Consider the following 15,811-nt stretch of genomic DNA (forward strand, 5'->3'; position numbering starts at 1 on the left):
CGCCAATAACTGAAAATTCATCCCCACTTTTGGCGGATAATTTCCTCATCCCTGCGATGGCAGCGGGCGGATGATCGCGAGGTGGAAAACTCGGCCGTCAGCCAAGACCTGTCCGCCACTATCACCATATCCGCCGGGAATGACCCTCGGTCGCCATGATCGCGGATCACCGGGTTGCGGCTGCAGGAACGATGCCCTCTGGCGAAATGCGCGTGGCAGCCCCGTTAGGGTTTGGAGGGCAACGCCACCAGCCCCGGTTCACTTTTATGCGGATGCGGCATAGCGGTCGATGATCGACAGCAGGATCTCGACAACAGCATCGCGTGAGGGATCACGGATGTCGCGTGGCCAGACGACATGCAGCGGCAATTTGGCTTGCGCCTCGCCCCGGCTGGGCGCCAATTCGCAGACCTGCACGCCCCGGGGCGCAAGCGCGGACCACCAGCGCGGGATGATGGCTGCCCCGATCCCGGCGGCGACCATATTCATCATGGTCTGCTTTTCATCCGCATTCTGAATGATGTTCGGCTGGATATTCTCGCCCTCGAACAATGCCAGCACGGAATCGTGGCTATGGGGGCGCGAGCGGCGATCCGGCACGATCAATGGCATGTCCTGCAAATCGGTGACGTTCACTTCCTGCAGACGGGTCAGCGGATGGCCAGAGGGCAGCAGGACGACCGAGCTTTCATGCAGCAGGAAATGGCCGCGAAGACGTCGGTGAAACGGCATCAGACCCGGTCGGACCAGCGCCAGATCAAGGTTTCCGGCCAGCAGCCGGGGTATCAGCTTGGCGGATCGTTCCTCCACCAACTGAATCTTCAGCTCGGGATGACTGGCGTGGACCGCCGAGAGAAGGCCGGGAATCAGCCCGCTGGCAGCAGTATCGATTGCACCCAGCCGCAGCACCTGCCTGCCCTTGCGGCCCATCTTGCGCCAGCGCTGCTCTGCCGCGTCAATATGCTCCAGGAGGACACGGGCTTCCCTGATCAGCTTCAGGCCCTCGGGGGTGATGACGACGGAACGGGTTGTCCGCTCGAACAACTGGACGCCCAGCCCGTCCTCCAGTTGCCGGACCATGCGCCCCAATGCGGCAGGTAGTATTTCCAGCCGCGCCGCAGCCCTGCCGAAATGCATCTCGTCGGCGACTGCGACGGCGCAGCGCAATTGGCGAAGGTCCATCCAGCCTCCATTGATTATATCGTTTCAGTATATATTCCCCAAACGATTGAGGAAAGGCGCCACCTCCCGGTATTTTCATCAAAAGGCGCGGAGGAGCGCTTTCATATCCGGGAGGACCGCATGAGCAACGCGCTCGAAAAGCGCGTCATGAGAAAAATCTCATGGCGCATCATCCCCTTCATCATGCTGCTCTATTTCATCGCTTTCCTTGATCGCGTGAATGTGGGCTTTGCCGCCATCCACATGAACGAGGACATTGGCCTGTCACCCGCAATCTTCGGCTTCGGGGCCGGGTTGTTCTTTATCGGCTATTTCCTGTTCGAGGTGCCCTCGAACCTCGCTCTGGAACGCTTCGGTGCGCGGCTGTGGATTGCGCGGGTCATGGTGACCTGGGGCCTGATCTCGGGGGCAATGGCCTTTGTGCAGGGGCCGACCAGCTTCTATGTGTTGCGCTTCCTGCTGGGCGCGGCCGAGGCCGGGTTCTTTCCGGGCATCATCCTGTATCTGAGCTACTGGTTCCCTGCTCGCTCTCGTGCACAGGTTACCGCCTTGTTCATGGCGGCGGCACCGATCTCGGTCGCGCTCGGCTCGCCCATCTCGGGCATCCTGCTTGAGATGGACGGGCTGATGGGCTGGCATGGCTGGCAGTGGATGTTCATGATCGAGGCAGTTCCGGCGCTGGTGCTGGGCGTGGTCGTCCTGTTCTACATGACCGACCGCCCCGAAAACGCGAAATGGCTGAATGCCGAGGAACGCGACTGGCTGTCGAACACGATGAATGCCGAGCGCGCCGCCAAGGATCGCGCCGGGGCAAGCCATTCCATCCTGAAGGGCATGACCGATCCCCGCGTGCTGGCACTGTCTCTGGTCTATTTCGGGACCTCGGCCGGGCTTTACACGCTGGGGATCTGGGCGCCGCAAATGCTGCACGGCATGGGCCTGACCTCGTTCCAGACCGGCTTCGTCAATGCCATCCCGCCGATCTTTGCGGTGATCGCCATGTACACCTGGTCGCGCCATTCCGACCGCACGAATGAGCGGACCTGGCATGTGGCGCTGGCCTGCACGGCCGCGGGTATCGGCCTGTTCTTTGCGGGCTTCGCCGTCTCTCTGGTTGCGGTGGTCATCGCGCTGGTGGCGGTCAATGCCGGGGTCAGCGCCGCCAAACCGCCGCTATGGAGTTCCTGTCGGGCTCGGCTGCGGCGACCGGCATCGCCACGATCAACTCGCTGGGCAATCTGGGCGGCTTCGTCGGCCCCTATGCAATCGGGCTGATCAAGCAAAGCACCGGCAGCTTTGAATGGGGCCTCTATTTCGTGGGCGCGCTGCTGATCCTGTCGGCCATCGTCACCCTGATCATCGCCGGGACGGCGCGCCGGGCGCGCACCACCGCCACGGCCAATCTTTGACCTTTCTGCAAGGAACCCTGACCATGAAATCCTACAAGATCGCCGCCATTCCCGCCGATGGCATCGGCCCCGAAGTGATCGATGCCGGGCTGCAAGTGCTGGAAGCATTGGCCGAGCGTGACGGCGGCTTCCAACTGGACGTCACCAGCTTCGACTGGGGCTCGGATTGCTACAAGCGGACCGGCGCCCTGATGCCCGAGGACGGGCCGGCACAACTCAAGGCCTTTGACGCGATTTTCTTCGGTGCGGTGGGTGCGCCGGACGTCCCCGACCACATCACGCTTTGGGGCCTGCGCCTGCCGATCTGCCAAGGCTTCGACCAATATGCCAATGTCCGCCCGACCAAGATCCTGCCGGGCATCAAATCGCCGCTGGCCAATGTCGGACCGGGCGATCTGGATTGGGTGATCGTGCGCGAGAACTCCGAGGGCGAATATTCCGGCCATGGCGGGCGCGCCCATCGCGGGTTGCCCGAGGAAGTCGGGACTGAGGTGGCCATCTTTACCCGCGTCGGCGTGACCCGGATCATGCGCTATGCCTTCAAGCTGGCGCAGTCCCGCCCGCGCAAACTGCTCACGGTGGTGACCAAGTCCAACGCGCAGCGCCACGGCATGGTCATGTGGGACGAAATCGCGGCCGAGGTCGCGCAGGAATTTCCCGACGTGACCTGGGACAAGATGCTGGTCGATGCCATGACCGTGCGCATGGTCAGGAACCCGCAAAGCCTGGATACCATCGTCGCGACCAACCTGCATGCCGATATCCTGTCGGATCTGGCGGGCGCGCTGGCAGGCAGCCTTGGCGTCGCTCCGACCGGCAATATCGACCCCGAGCGCCGCTTCCCCTCGATGTTCGAGCCGATCCATGGTTCCGCCTTCGACATCACCGGCATGGGCATCGCCAACCCGGTCGCGACCTTCTGGACCGCCGCGCAGATGCTGGAACATCTGGGCGAAGCGGATGCGGCGGCCCGTCTGCTGAAGGTGGTCGAGCAGGTCTGTGCGCAAGGTGTGATGACCCCCGATGTCGGCGGAACAGCCAATACGCAGCAGGTGACGGACGCGGTTTGCGCGGCTATCCGTGGCGCAAACGATGTCACGCAGCAGGTGACGGACAGCGCACGTCGCACCGTCGCCGCGATCGGCTGAGGCGGTCGGGTGATGCGCGATCTGAACCTTTCTGCCCGCGATCTGCTGCTGCAGCTTTTTGCTGCGGCAGTGGACAGCGCCGACCCGGCGCAGACGGTCGCGCGTCACCTTCCCGAATTGCCGCGCGGTCGGGTTGTCGTCGTCGGTGCCGGGAAATCCGCCGCCGCCATGGCCCGCGCAGTCGAAATGGCTTGGCCCGATGTCGATCTGTCGGGCGTGGTCGTGACCCGCTACGGCCATGCCGTTCCGACCGAAAGGATCGAGGTGATCGAGGCCGCGCATCCCGTTCCCGACGCGAATGGGGCAATGGCCGCAAAACGCATCCTGCAGGCGGTCAGCGGGCTGGGACCGGATGATCTGGTGCTGGCGCTGATCTCGGGCGGGGGCTCGGCCTTGATGACCGCCCCTGCGCCGGGGCTGACGCTTGAGGAGAAAATGCAGGTCAACCGCCTGCTTCTGGCCTCGGGGGCGCCGATCTCGGTGATGAACCGGGTTCGGCGGCGCTTGTCCGCCGTCAAGGGCGGTCGTCTGGCGCTGGCGGCGGCACCTGCACGGGTAGTGACACTGGCCATCTCGGACGTGCCGGGGGACGACCCGCTGGCCATCGCCTCGGGTCCGACGGTCCATGATCCGGATGGCGGTGCAGACCTCTCGGATATCGTGGATCAGCTGGGCCCGGATCTACCGGTCGCGGCAAGAAAATTGCTGCTGGCCAAGCCCAAGCCGATCCCGGCCTTCGCGGCCGATTACCGGCTGATCTCGACACCACAGATGGCGCTTGAGGCAGCCGCAAAGCTGGCCCACGCGGCGGGGATCACACCGCTGATCCTTGGCGATGCGGTCGAGGGTGAGGCCAGCACCACGGGACAGGTCATGGCCGGGATCGCGCGGAGTGCTGCCCTGCATGGCCATCCCGTCGCAGGCCCGGCAGTGCTGCTTTCGGGCGGCGAAACCACCGTATCCATCGGGGACGTCAAACCGGGCCGCGGCGGGCGCAATACCGAATTCCTGCTGTCCATGGCCTTGGCGCTGGACGGACAGACCGGCATCCATGCCTTGGCCTGCGACACGGACGGCATCGACGGGACCGAGGACGCAGCCGGTGCGATCATCACCCCTGACACGCTGACCCGCGCCCGCGCCGCCGGGTTGGACCCGCGCGCGATCCTGCGCGGCCATGACAGCTACAGCCTGTTCGACCGGATCGGCGATCTGGTCCGAACCGGCCCCACCCTTACCAATGTCAACGACTTCCGGGCGGTTTTCATCCCATGATCCTCGATACCTCCATGACGCCCCCGCAATTGCGCGACCGCCGCGCCAAGATCGTGGCAACGGTCGGCCCGGCGAGCCATGCGCCCCGGATGCTGCGCCAGTTGTTCCTTGCCGGCGTCGATACCTTCCGGCTGAATTTCAGCCATGGCAGCCATGACGACCACCGGCGGGCCTTCGACGCCATTCGCGCACTTGAGGCCGAGCTGGATCAGCCCATCGGCATTCTTCAGGACCTGCAGGGCCCCAAGATCCGCATCGGTCAGGTGCCGGGCGGCCCGCGAGACTTGCTGGCCGGGCAAAGCCTGATCCTGCGGCTGGGTACGACCTGCGCCCCTGACGAAATCCCCCTGCCCCATCCCGAGATTTTCGCGGCCATCCGGCCCGGCGATGCGCTGCTGGTCGATGACGGCCGCATCCGGCTTGCGGTCACCTCACATGATGCCGAAAGCATCTCGACCCGTGTGGTGGCGGGCGGAAAGCTGCAGGATCGCAAGGGGGTGAACCTGCCCGACACCGTCGTCGCGCTGCCTGCCCTGACCGAAAAGGACCGCGCCGATCTGGAATTCGGCCTTTCCCTTGGTGTCGACTGGGTCGCACTCTCCTTCGTGCAGCGGGCCGAGGATCTTGTCGAGGTCAAGGAGCTGATCCGTGGCCGTGCCGGGCTTATCGCCAAGATCGAAAAGCCCTCGGCGCTTCTGGACCTGCCGCGGATCGTCGCCGAAGCCGATGCGGTCATGATCGCGCGGGGTGATCTGGGCGTCGAGATTCCGCCCGAGGAGGTTCCCGGCCGCCAGAAAGAGATTATCCGGCTTTGCCGCCAACAGGATCGTCCGGTCATCGTCGCGACCCAGATGCTGGAATCGATGATCTCGACCCCCACGCCGACACGGGCCGAAGCCTCGGACGTGGCCAATGCCATCCATGACGGTGCGGATGCCGTGATGCTTTCGGCCGAAACTGCCTCGGGTCAGTTCCCGCTTGAGGCGGTGGCGATGATGGACCGGATCATTCGCCGCACAGAGGCTCATCCTTTCTACGCAGCCTCGATGCAGACCAGCGCGCCCCATGCCGACACACCGAACCGTGCCATCGCCGGAGCGGCAGTGGACTTGGCCAACGCCCTGTCGGTTCCCGCCATTGTGGCCTTTTCCTCGACCGGGGCTTCAGGTCGCCGCATCGCCTCGCGTCGGGCGGCGCGCCCCACCGTGCTGCTGACCGCCAGCCCCGAGGTCGCCCGCCGCATGGCACTGGTCTGGGGAATCCGACCCAAGCTCGCCGCCGAGATCGCGGATCATGACACCGTTCCGATCCTTGCCGAAGAAGCCGTCCTTGCCCTTGGCATCGGCCATGTCGCGCAAAGCGTCATCGTGGTCTGCGGCTTTCCCTTTGGCGTGCCGGGCACGACGAACAGCATCCGCGTTACCCAGCTTGGAGGCGTCTAAGATTTACCTTTCCCGGCAGAATGTCCCGAAAGCGCAGGCATCAAGATTTCGGAGATCGGGGTCAGCAATACGATAGTAAACCGTCTGCGTCTCGCGCCGCGTTGTAACCATTCCCGCCTCACGAAGTCGGGCAAGGTGCTGGCTCTGGGCAGACTGGCTGAACCTTTGACGAGGTCACAAAGGATAATCAGGCGAGTGGCGTTAGCGACCAGCGACAGCCGCTCGACAACATGCTCGGCCCGTTTTTCCAAGGCAGCGAAAGGCAGGCCCGAACTTTACGCCATTGCTTTAGAATTACATTATTTAGCCATAGATAATCTATGGCGTGATAGCGATGCGAGGGTAAGCCACCTGCCGCATTCCTTTGGAGGGTTCGCATGGGTCCAACAATCGTGACAGATTTCACGCCTTGGGTTTCTCTGGCAGGTGGGATGCTGATCGGGCTAAGCGCGGTCATCGTGATGGCGCTATTCGGGAAGATTGCGGGTATTTCCGGGATTACCAAATCTGTCCTTGGGGTGATGACACCGACTGGAAATGCACTCCAAGAACGCGACTGGAGACTTGCCTTCGTTCTCGGTCTCATTGCCGCGCCTGTGATCTATCGTCTCGTTGGCGGCGCAATCGGGCAGACGGTATCGGGCAACCTTCCCGCCATGGCGGTCGCAGGACTGCTCGTAGGTTTCGGGACCGGGCTTGGTTCGGGCTGCACTTCAGGTCACGGTGTCTGCGGATTGGCACGATTGTCGCGCCGTTCGTTCGTCGCAGTCGTGACCTTCATGGTCGCGGGCTTCGCTACGGTGTTTGTCCTGCGCCATGTTCTTGGAGGCGCCTGATGCGACACCTGCTTGGCTTCGCAAGCGGTCTTCTCTTTGGCCTTGGCCTCGTCCTCTCCGGTATGGCGAACCCGGCGAAAGTGCTGAACTTCCTCGACATAGTAGGGCCATGGGACCCTAGCCTCGGCTTCGTCATGGGCGGAGCCTTGTTGGTCACTTTCCTCGGCTATCGGTTGGTGTGGCGCAAAAGCGCGCCGGTGTTTTCTGATCGCTTCGATCTGCCCTCAAGCACGCAAATCGACCGGCCTCTTGTCCTTGGCGCGGCGCTGTTTGGGATCGGCTGGGGAATAGGTGGCTTCTGCCCCGGTCCGGCTTGGGTCGCACTGCCACTTCTCGCACCGGGAGCAATTGTATTTTTGCCAATGATGCTGATCGGGCTGTGGCTTGGCGAGAAGGGTAAGAATCTGTCTACTCTGTCGCCGAAAGGGACTCCCTGAAAAACATCAACGATGTTTGTTGCCCGCTATTTCCCGTCGAAATCGGTGGCGTCTTTACCCAAGCCAACGTGCGGCAGTCTGCTCATAAATCGACCCGCAGAAGAGCCTCGCCAGGTTTGGGACACTAATCTCGTACTCTTGCCCCAGAAAATCCCCGAGTCGGCACCATGCCATGACCGGTCCAGTCCGTTGGTAACGATGTCGACCCCCTCGTCATCCACGCGCAACTGCTCCGAGATGTTTGTCTTTTAGCATCTTCAGGTGCTGCGCGCGTTGTTCCGGGCCCATGGCGGTCGACCAGCACCTGCTTTGCCGGTGAACGGATTGGCATCCTCTATACCGCGACAGACCCAGCGAAGAGGCGAAGAAACCGGAGCGCCTGCCACGGCCTGATCCACATGCCATCGGGCAGTCACCGCCAGACCGGAGGTATAGTTGGCGAGGCCGAATGGACCCCGCGAGGTCTATCGAATGGCGATGATCCGCGCGCCGGTCCCTGAAAGGGACCACACACACATCGGCTCAGGCCGCAATCACACCGCCTTCGGCGCCCAATCCAGGTAGAGGCCGACGTCTCCGGGCATGCCGTCCGGAAAGTTGATGATCATGGCTTTCAGCTTGTAGCCCTTGGGTTGCAGATTTGCCTTGAACCGGTCGTAGAAATCCCGCGCCTTGCCTTGCAGCGTCTCGGGCCAGTCGCGTTCGGCATTGTTGATGGCCCGGCCGTTATCGGTGCAAAGCTTCGAGGGGAAACTGTAGACCATCACCTCGAACTGGCCCTTCTCGACCGCATTCATGACAAGGCGACGGATCAATTCGCGTTCACGGTCAGTGACCTCACCCTTGAGGAATTCCTCGGCAGCACGGGCGCGCTCCTGACGCTCGGTGTCGAGAAGCTTGGCACGGCGCTCCATTTCCTCCAGCTCTTTTTGCAGATGCAGCAGGCGCAGCTCGTCGGCAGTCGGGACGGCAGCTTTGGGGTCGGATTGGGTCATGGCCCTGTTTCTCCTTGCGCTGGATTTGTCAGGAAATGCTGCTAGCCTGCGGTCAGGCGAATCCTCGGGAGGATGCCGCATTACGTAGCAGCCCGGCTCGGCTCGGCAGGTAGTTTACAGTAATTAACGCCGCCGGTCTGGATCAGATTGCTGCATCGCGGCTAAAATTCCGGGAGGCCGCGCTTTTGGAACTGCTTGGCCCGCATTGGGCCGCCTTGCCCCAGCCTCAGTCATGGAGAGCGACATGACACAACGGACCAATTCCAAGCCCTCCCCCACCCCCACAGAGCCGGCATGGGCGCTGCCCTCGGCGGCGGCGGCTTACATGATCGATGCTTGGCAACGCTCGGTCCTTTACATGGACGTAATGCGCGAACGGTCCGAGCAATATCGTGAACATGCCGCGCAGGATATTCCGCATGTCCTGGATTACAAAGCCGAGCTGATCCTTGACGGCCGCAGCTTTGAGCGGCCGGTGAATTACCTGATGGGACGCATCCTGCCGGTACCGGGCAATGAACCCGATCCCCGCAAGCGCCCCTTTGTCGTGATCGATCCCCGCGCGGGCCATGGCCCCGGCATTGGCGGCTTCAAGGCCGACAGCGAGATCGGGGTTGCGATGAAGGCAGGTCATCCCTGCTATTTCATCGGCTTCCTGCCCAACCCGATCCCCGGCCAGACCATCGAGGACATTGTCCATGCCGAAGCGCAGTTCCTGCGCGCAGTGATTGCCCGGCACCCGCAGTCCGAAGGCAAGCCCTGTGTCATCGGCAATTGTCAGGCCGGTTGGTCGGTGATGATGGTTGCGGCGCTTTACCCCGAGCTATTCGGCCCGATCATCCTTGCCGGCACGCCGTTGTCCTACTGGGCGGGCGTCCGGGGACAGTATCCGATGCGCTATTCCGGCGGGCTTCTGGGCGGAAGCTGGTTGACCGCCCTGACCAGCGACCTTGGCGGCGGGGTTTTTGACGGCGCGTGGCTGGTTCAGAATTTCGAGAACCAGAACCCTGCCAACACCTATTGGACCAAGCAATACAACCTCTGGTCAAAAATCGACAGCGAGGCGGCGCGTTATCTGGGTTTCGAAAAATGGTGGGGCGGCCATGTTCTGCTGAATGCCGAGGAAATGCAGTTCATCGTCGACGAACTGTTCGTCGGCAACCGCCTGTCCTCGGGCAAAATCCGCACTAGCGAGGGCACGGCGATCGATCTGCGAAATATCCGCGCCCCGATCGTGGTCTTTTGCTCCAAAGGCGACAACATCACCCCGCCGCAGCAGGCGCTGGACTGGATTCTGGATCTTTACGACAGCGTCGATGAGATACGCGCCTTTGGCCAGACCATCGTCTATACCGTTCATGACAAGGTCGGTCATCTGGGCATTTTCGTTTCGTCCGGGGTGGCGCGGAAAGAGCATCAGCAATTCGCCTCGAATATCGACATGCTCGATCTGCTGCCGCCCGGCCTGTATGAAGCCGTGCTGGAGCCGAAGGACGAAGCCGAGTTGCATCCCGAACTGGTGCAAGGCGAATGGGTGATGCGCTGCGAGGCCCGCACGCTTGACGATATCCGCGCGCTTGGCAGCAATGACCCCGAGGATGATCGGCGCTTTGATGCCGCCGCGCGGCTCTCCGAGATGAACCTTGCGATGTATCGCACCTTTGCCCAGCCCTTCGTGCGGGCGATGGTGCCGCCGGGCATGCCCGACATCATGCAGCATCTGCATCCGATGCGTCTGCAATACGAAATGCTTGGCCCATGGAACCCGCTGACCGGCTGGACCAAGGCCATGGCCGAGCGTGTGCGTGAAACCCGCCAGTCCGTCTCGCCCGCGAACCCCTTCCTTGCCTTGCAGGAGCAGGTCTCGAACCAGATCGTGGCGGGGTTTGAGACTCTGCGCCAAACCAGTGAACGCTGGGCCGAGGAAAGCTTCATGAAGTTTTACGGTCGCGAGGTCCTGCAATCGGCGCTTGGCGTGGACCAAAGCGACCGGCCCAAGCGCAAGGCCGCGAAAAGCCCGATGCATGACCACAATGTCGCCCTTCGCATTTCGGAATTGCGCGGCGGAATGGGGCGCGGCGGAATGCGCGAGGCCCTTGCCCGCTCGCTTTTCTATGCAGGCGCACCGCGCGGCGGCGTGGACGAGCGCAGCTTTGAGGCCGTGCGCCGGTTCTGCCGTGCCAACCCCGAGCTGAGCCGACAAAGTTTCGACGATTTCCGCAAGATGCTGCGCGAGCAGTTCTTCATGCTGCTGATCGACGAGGATGCCGCCATGGCCGCCCTGCCGAAATTGCTGCCGACAAGCGAGGCCGAACGTCGCGCCGGTCTGGATATGCTGGACACGGTTCTGTCCGCCGCCGCCGAACCCGATGGCGAGGTCGCCGTACGCCTGCGCCATCTGGCCGAACTGTTCGGGCTGGGAGTTTCCCCTTTGTCGCCCCCCAAGACAGCCGCGCCTGAAGCCGCTGCCCCCAAGAAGCCGGCCAGACCGACGACGCCTCGCGGCAAGCCCAAACCGGAACCCTCGGCATGAAGGCTGCGCTCCGGCCCGAGGCCGCTGCCGAGATGATCGAGGAAGGCGCGGTTCTGCTGGTCGGTGGTTTCATGGGCGTTGGCTCTCCGCATCGGCTGATCGACGCGATCCTTGCGCGTGGTACCGGCGGATTGACCATCATCTGCAACGACCTCTGCACCCCCGAAAAGGGGGTGGGAAAGCTGGTCGCATCGGGTCAGGTCAGCCGCGCCATCGTGTCGCATATCGGTCTGAACCCCTTGGCACAGCAGAAGATGATGGCCGGAGAGATGCAGGTCGAGTTGGTCCCACAGGGCACGCTGGTCGAGCGCATCCGCGCTGCGGGCTACGGGTTGGGCGGGGTGCTGACCGCAACCGGCCTTGGCACCCCGGTCGAGGAGGGCAAGCAGATCGTCGAGGTCGATGGCCAGCGCTTCCTGCTGGAGCGTCCGATCCGGGGCGATTACGCGCTGCTGGCCTGTCACCACGCCGATTACGCCGGCAATCTAAGCTATCTGCTGACCGCGCATAACTTCAATCCGATCATGGCGATGGCAGCGGCCACGGTGATTGCCGAACCCGAACATATCGTTCCCGTGGGCATGATCCCACCCGATGCGGTCAAGACGCCGGGTGTGCTGGTCGATCATCTTCTGGGGACAGCGCCATGATGGACGCCAAGGAAATCATCGCCCGCCGCGTCGCCCGCGAAATCCGCCCCGGCACATTGGTCAACCTGGGTATCGGCCTGCCAAGCCTCGTCGCGAATTACGTCCCCGAAGGCATCGACGTGTTCTTTCAGGCCGAGAATGGCGTCATCGGCCTTGGCGCCCGCCCACCCGAGGGCATGGCCGAGAAAAGCCTCACCGATGCAGGGGGCGGCTTTGTCACCGCGGTTCCGGGCGCTGCCTCGATCGACAGCGCCATGAGCTTTGGCCTGATACGTGGCGGGCATCTGGACATGACCGTGCTGGGTGGCCTGCAAGTCGATGAAAAGGGGCATCTTGCGAACTGGATGGTGCCGGGCCGGATGGTGCCCGGCATGGGCGGGGCCATGGATCTGGTCGCGGGCGCACGCAGCGTCGTGGTCGCCATGCTGCACAGCGCCAAGGGCGAGCCCAAGATCCTGCCCGAATGCACTCTGCCCCTGACCGCCGAGCGTCGCGTCGACCTGATCGTGACCGAGATGGCGGTGATCCGCCCGACCGCAAGCGGCCTTGAACTGCGGGAACGCGGGCCGGGCGTCAGTATCGAACAGATCCTTGCCGCCACCGCCGCCCATCTGATCATCGCTGGCGACATCCCCGAGATGGAACTGGATTAGAAACCTCCTGAGGAGAGTATCGTGACCGAAACCGATGCGCATACGCCCTCGAAATACGACCTGCTGATTGCGCGGGCGCGCGAGACCCGCGATGTCGTGACCGTCGTCGCCCATCCCTGCGACGAAACCTCTTTGCGCGGCCCCATCGATGCCGGGCGCGAAGGTCTGATCACCCCCCTGCTGGTCGGTCCCGAGCCAAAGATCCGCGCCGTCGCCGCCCAGCATGACATTGACCTGAACGGCATCGAAATCATCGATGTCCCGCATAGCCATGCCGCCGCTGACATGGCCGTCGCCCTGATCCGCGAGGGCAAGGGCGAGGTGCTGATGAAGGGCAGCCTTCATACCGATGAATTCATGCGGGCGGTCACCTCCTCGGCGACCGGGCTGCGCACGGACCGCCGCATCAGCCATGTCTTTGTCATGGACGTGCCCGGTCATGCCGACACGCTGTTCATCACCGATGCCGCGATCAACATCTTTCCCGATCTGGAGACCAAGCGCGACATCGTCCAGAACGCCATCGACCTGCTGCATGCGCTCGGCATGACCGAACCGCGCGTGGCGATCCTGTCGGCGGTCGAGACGGTGACCGGCAAGATCCCCTCGACCATCGAGGCAGCGGCCTTGTGCAAGATGGCCGAGCGCGGCCAGATCACCGGCGGGTTGCTGGAAGGGCCGCTGGCCTTCGACAATGCTATCGACCCCGAGGCGGCACGGATCAAGGGCATTGGTGGACCGGTCGCGGGAAGGGCGCAGGTTCTGGTCGTCCCGGACCTTGAGGCCGGGAACATGCTGGCCAAAAATCTCAGCTTCCTGTCGCATGCCGATGCTGCCGGGGTGGTGCTGGGAGCCCGCGTGCCGATCGTCCTGACCTCACGCGCGGATTCGGTGCGGACGCGTCTCGCCTCATGTGCCGTGGCCGCGCTGGATGCCGAGTCGCGTCGCAAGGGCAAACCCAAGGTGGCTGCCGAATGAAGGGCGCAATCCTTGTCGTCAACGCAGGCTCGTCCAGCCTGAAGTTTCAGGTCTTCACCATCGAGGACGCCGCGCTGATCCGGAAAATCCGCGGCCAGCTGGACGGGATCGGCGTTCGACCCCATTTGCGCGCCACCGCCTCGGACGGGGCCGTGATCCTCGACCGAACCTATGGACCCAAGGAGGTCCCGGATCTGCCCGCCGCGATCGCTGAAACCCGGTCATGGCTGCGCACGCTTGAAGGGCTGCAACTGCGCGCCATCGGCCATCGGGTCGTGCATGGCGGGCCGGACTTCGCGGCCCCGGTGCTGATCGACGACGCGATCCTTGACCGGCTCGCGGAATATCAGGATCTCGCGCCGCTGCATCAGCCGAACAATCTCGCCCCGATCCGGCTGGCCATGCAGATCAATCCAGACGTGCCGCAGGTGGCCTGTTTCGACACGGCCTTCCATCGCGACCATCCTCAGGTTGCCGACCGATATGCCATTCCCCGCGCCTATTATGATGAGGGGGTGCGACGTTACGGATTTCACGGGCTTTCCTATGAATATGTCGCCGAGCGCCTGCGTGAGATCGCGCCGCAGGCTGCTGCAGGCCGGGTGATCGTCGCACATCTGGGCAGCGGCGCCTCGATGTGCGCGATAAAGGCGGGGCACAGCGTCGAAAGCACGATGGGCTTTACCGCGCTGGACGGTCTGCCGATGGGAACGCGTCCGGGTCAGGTCGATCCGGGCGTGGTGCTTTACCTGATCTCGCAGCGGGGGATGAGCGCGGATCAGGTCACCGACCTGTTCTATCGCGGTTCGGGACTGAAAGGCTTGTCGGGCATTTCAAGCGACATGCGCGAATTGCTGGCCAGCGACGCGCCCGAGGCAGCCTTCGCCATCGACCACTTCGCCTATCGCTGTGGATTGAACGCGGGAATGCTGGCGGCGGCGCTTGGCGGGCTTGATGCCTTCGTCTTCACGGCGGGCATCGGTGAAAACTCGGCGCCGATCCGTGCCCGTATTGCCCAGACCCTTGGCTGGCTTGGGGTCGCACTGGACCCCAAGGCGAATGCCGCCGGGGCAACCCTGATCTCAACCCCGGCAAGCCGCGTCGCAGTCCATGTCATTCCGACCGACGAGGAACTGATGATCGCCCGCCATACCCTCGCCCTGATCGAACCAGAAGGAGCACCGGCATGACGCTTCCCCTTGCTCAGGCCAAGCTGCTCGAAGGCAAGAAGGGCCTGATCGTCGGCATCGCCAATGATCAGTCGATCGCCTGGGGCTGCGCCCGCGCCTTTCGCGCCCTGGGGGCCGAGGTCGCGGTGACCTACCTGAACGACAAGGCCAAACGCTTCGTCGAGCCATTGGCGCAAGAGGTCGAGGCACCGATTTTCCTGCCCCTCGACATGCTGGTCCCCGGTCAGGTCGAGGCGGTATTCGACGAGATCACTGCAAAATGGGGTGAGCTTGATTACCTGATCCACTCCATCGCCTTCGCCCCGCGCGACACGTTGGCGGGGCGGGTGACGGACGCGCCACTGGACGGCTTTCTGAAGACGATGGAGGTCTCGTGCTGGTCCTTCATGCGGATGGCGCATCTGGCCGAACCGCTGATGAAAAGGGGCGGTGCCATGTTCACCATGAGCTATTACGGCGCCGAGATGGTGGTCGAGAATTACAACATCATGGGCGTCGCCAAGGCCGCGCTGGAAAGTGCGGTGCGCTACATGGCGGCCGAGCTTGGCCCCAAGGGTATCCGCGTCCATGCCATCTCGCCCGGCCCGCTTGCCACCCGCGCCGCCTCGGGCATTCCGGAATTCGATGAACTTCTAGCCAAGGCCGAACGCAAGGCCCCGGCCCGCGAACTGGTCGGCATCGACGATGTCGGGGCGGCGGTGGCCTTCCTTGCCCATGACGCGGCGCGGCTGATTACCGGCCAAACCATCTATATCGACGGCGGCTACCACATCATCGACTGAAATTGTGAAAATCCTTTGAATGAAAACACTTCTCAGCCACACTTGGCTGGATTAGCATTCATAGGGGATTCTCGCGCAAGGTCGCGGGGTCCGGGATGGAGGCCGATGATGTCTCGTAGAACCACCCGGCGATTTCGTATTTCGAGCCAACATCAGATTGCCCTGCGCCGCGGCCTTGCGGCAGGCCTGATGCTGTCTGCAACCGCCCCACCATTGCTGGCACAGGACGCCCTGACCTGCGGCAACCCGCATGTGGTTGCCAGCGGCGAGACGCTGAGCAAGCTTGCGACCCGCGCCTATG

15 protein-coding genes are annotated in these 15,811 nt (G+C 63.2%); 13 read left to right on the forward strand and 2 right to left on the reverse strand.

The annotated features are described in order from the left end of the window. Positions 1-264: 264 nt before the first annotated feature. Positions 265-1,182, reverse strand: coding sequence for a LysR substrate-binding domain-containing protein (locus IB235_RS23740; RefSeq protein ID WP_155041621.1), 918 nt, complete (start codon positions 1,180-1,182; stop codon positions 265-267). A gap of 120 nt (positions 1,183-1,302) precedes the next feature. On the opposite strand from IB235_RS23740, the gene IB235_RS23745 reads away from it, so the two are divergent. The 7 genes from IB235_RS23745 to IB235_RS23775 all read left to right on the forward strand — a co-directional run bounded on the left by IB235_RS23745 (position 1,303) and on the right by IB235_RS23775 (position 7,729). Next, entirely contained in the window at positions 1,303-2,457 is a 1,155-nt protein-coding gene (locus tag IB235_RS23745; protein WP_225612595.1) for an MFS transporter, read from the forward strand. Further along, positions 2,358-2,591, forward strand: coding sequence for a hypothetical protein (locus IB235_RS25435; protein ID WP_225612596.1), 234 nt, complete (start codon positions 2,358-2,360; stop codon positions 2,589-2,591). Before IB235_RS23745 ends, IB235_RS25435 begins: the two co-directional genes overlap by 100 nt. A gap of 23 nt (positions 2,592-2,614) precedes the next feature. Further along, entirely contained in the window at positions 2,615-3,739 is a 1,125-nt protein-coding gene (locus IB235_RS23750; protein WP_192338825.1) for a tartrate dehydrogenase, read from the forward strand. Positions 3,740-3,751: 12 nt separating this feature from the next. Then, complete coding sequence (locus IB235_RS23755) at positions 3,752-5,014, forward strand: glycerate kinase (RefSeq protein ID WP_192338826.1); 1,263 nt, start codon at positions 3,752-3,754, stop codon at positions 5,012-5,014. Beyond that, positions 5,011-6,456 (forward strand): pyruvate kinase, encoded by a 1,446-nt coding sequence (gene pyk, locus IB235_RS23760; protein WP_225612597.1) that lies wholly within the window; start codon positions 5,011-5,013, stop codon positions 6,454-6,456. Before IB235_RS23755 ends, pyk begins: the two co-directional genes overlap by 4 nt. Positions 6,457-6,833: 377 nt before the next feature. Further along, positions 6,834-7,292, forward strand: coding sequence for a YeeE/YedE family protein (locus IB235_RS23770; protein ID WP_192338827.1), 459 nt, complete (start codon positions 6,834-6,836; stop codon positions 7,290-7,292). After that, complete coding sequence (locus IB235_RS23775; protein WP_192338828.1) at positions 7,292-7,729, forward strand: DUF6691 family protein; 438 nt, start codon at positions 7,292-7,294, stop codon at positions 7,727-7,729. The genes IB235_RS23770 and IB235_RS23775 overlap by 1 nt, the downstream gene beginning before the upstream one ends. Positions 7,730-8,262: 533 nt before the next feature. Here the strand turns inward: IB235_RS23775 and IB235_RS23780 are convergent. Next, positions 8,263-8,724, reverse strand: coding sequence for a histidine kinase (locus tag IB235_RS23780; protein WP_192338829.1), 462 nt, complete (start codon positions 8,722-8,724; stop codon positions 8,263-8,265). A 244-nt stretch (positions 8,725-8,968) separates the two neighbouring features. On the opposite strand from IB235_RS23780, the gene IB235_RS23785 reads away from it, so the two are divergent. Genes IB235_RS23785 through fabI form a run of 6 tightly spaced genes read left to right on the forward strand, consistent with a single transcriptional unit; the run spans position 8,969 to position 15,510 of the window. Beyond that, positions 8,969-11,257, forward strand: a complete 2,289-nt coding sequence (locus IB235_RS23785) for a DUF3141 domain-containing protein (RefSeq protein ID WP_225612598.1) — start codon at positions 8,969-8,971, stop codon at positions 11,255-11,257. Beyond that, positions 11,254-11,907 carry a CoA transferase subunit A gene (locus IB235_RS23790; RefSeq protein WP_192338831.1) on the forward strand — a complete coding sequence of 218 codons (654 nt, stop codon included), beginning with the start codon at positions 11,254-11,256 and terminating at the stop codon, positions 11,905-11,907. The genes IB235_RS23785 and IB235_RS23790 overlap by 4 nt, the downstream gene beginning before the upstream one ends. Beyond that, entirely contained in the window at positions 11,907-12,560 is a 654-nt protein-coding gene (locus IB235_RS23795) for a 3-oxoacid CoA-transferase subunit B (protein WP_192338834.1), read from the forward strand. The genes IB235_RS23790 and IB235_RS23795 overlap by 1 nt, the downstream gene beginning before the upstream one ends. Positions 12,561-12,581: 21 nt before the next feature. Then, positions 12,582-13,538, forward strand: coding sequence for a phosphate acetyltransferase (locus IB235_RS23800; RefSeq protein WP_370576985.1), 957 nt, complete (start codon positions 12,582-12,584; stop codon positions 13,536-13,538). After that, the gene (locus IB235_RS23805; RefSeq protein ID WP_192338832.1) at positions 13,535-14,728 is read left to right on the forward strand and encodes an acetate/propionate family kinase; all 1,194 of its coding nucleotides are present in this window, start codon (positions 13,535-13,537) and stop codon (positions 14,726-14,728) included. The genes IB235_RS23800 and IB235_RS23805 overlap by 4 nt, the downstream gene beginning before the upstream one ends. After that, the gene (gene fabI, locus IB235_RS23810; protein ID WP_155041612.1) at positions 14,725-15,510 is read left to right on the forward strand and encodes an enoyl-ACP reductase FabI; all 786 of its coding nucleotides are present in this window, start codon (positions 14,725-14,727) and stop codon (positions 15,508-15,510) included. Before IB235_RS23805 ends, fabI begins: the two co-directional genes overlap by 4 nt. Positions 15,511-15,811 lie beyond the last annotated feature (301 nt).

The organism is Paracoccus sp. PAR01 (genome assembly GCF_014851995.1).
In the GTDB taxonomy this organism is placed as follows: domain Bacteria; phylum Pseudomonadota; class Alphaproteobacteria; order Rhodobacterales; family Rhodobacteraceae; genus Paracoccus; species Paracoccus litorisediminis.

Coding starts and splice junctions, on each gene's coding strand:
- IB235_RS23740 (WP_155041621.1), bottom strand. CDS start 1,182: ATGGACCTTCGCCAATTGCGCTGCGCCGTCGCAGTCGCCGACGAGATG.
- IB235_RS23745 (WP_225612595.1), top strand. CDS start 1,303: ATGAGCAACGCGCTCGAAAAGCGCGTCATGAGAAAAATCTCATGGCGC.
- IB235_RS25435 (WP_225612596.1), top strand. CDS start 2,358: ATGGAGTTCCTGTCGGGCTCGGCTGCGGCGACCGGCATCGCCACGATC.
- IB235_RS23750 (WP_192338825.1), top strand. CDS start 2,615: ATGAAATCCTACAAGATCGCCGCCATTCCCGCCGATGGCATCGGCCCC.
- IB235_RS23755 (WP_192338826.1), top strand. CDS start 3,752: ATGCGCGATCTGAACCTTTCTGCCCGCGATCTGCTGCTGCAGCTTTTT.
- pyk (WP_225612597.1), top strand. CDS start 5,011: ATGATCCTCGATACCTCCATGACGCCCCCGCAATTGCGCGACCGCCGC.
- IB235_RS23770 (WP_192338827.1), top strand. CDS start 6,834: ATGGGTCCAACAATCGTGACAGATTTCACGCCTTGGGTTTCTCTGGCA.
- IB235_RS23775 (WP_192338828.1), top strand. CDS start 7,292: ATGCGACACCTGCTTGGCTTCGCAAGCGGTCTTCTCTTTGGCCTTGGC.
- IB235_RS23780 (WP_192338829.1), bottom strand. CDS start 8,724: ATGACCCAATCCGACCCCAAAGCTGCCGTCCCGACTGCCGACGAGCTG.
- IB235_RS23785 (WP_225612598.1), top strand. CDS start 8,969: ATGACACAACGGACCAATTCCAAGCCCTCCCCCACCCCCACAGAGCCG.
- IB235_RS23790 (WP_192338831.1), top strand. CDS start 11,254: ATGAAGGCTGCGCTCCGGCCCGAGGCCGCTGCCGAGATGATCGAGGAA.
- IB235_RS23795 (WP_192338834.1), top strand. CDS start 11,907: ATGGACGCCAAGGAAATCATCGCCCGCCGCGTCGCCCGCGAAATCCGC.
- IB235_RS23805 (WP_192338832.1), top strand. CDS start 13,535: ATGAAGGGCGCAATCCTTGTCGTCAACGCAGGCTCGTCCAGCCTGAAG.
- fabI (WP_155041612.1), top strand. CDS start 14,725: ATGACGCTTCCCCTTGCTCAGGCCAAGCTGCTCGAAGGCAAGAAGGGC.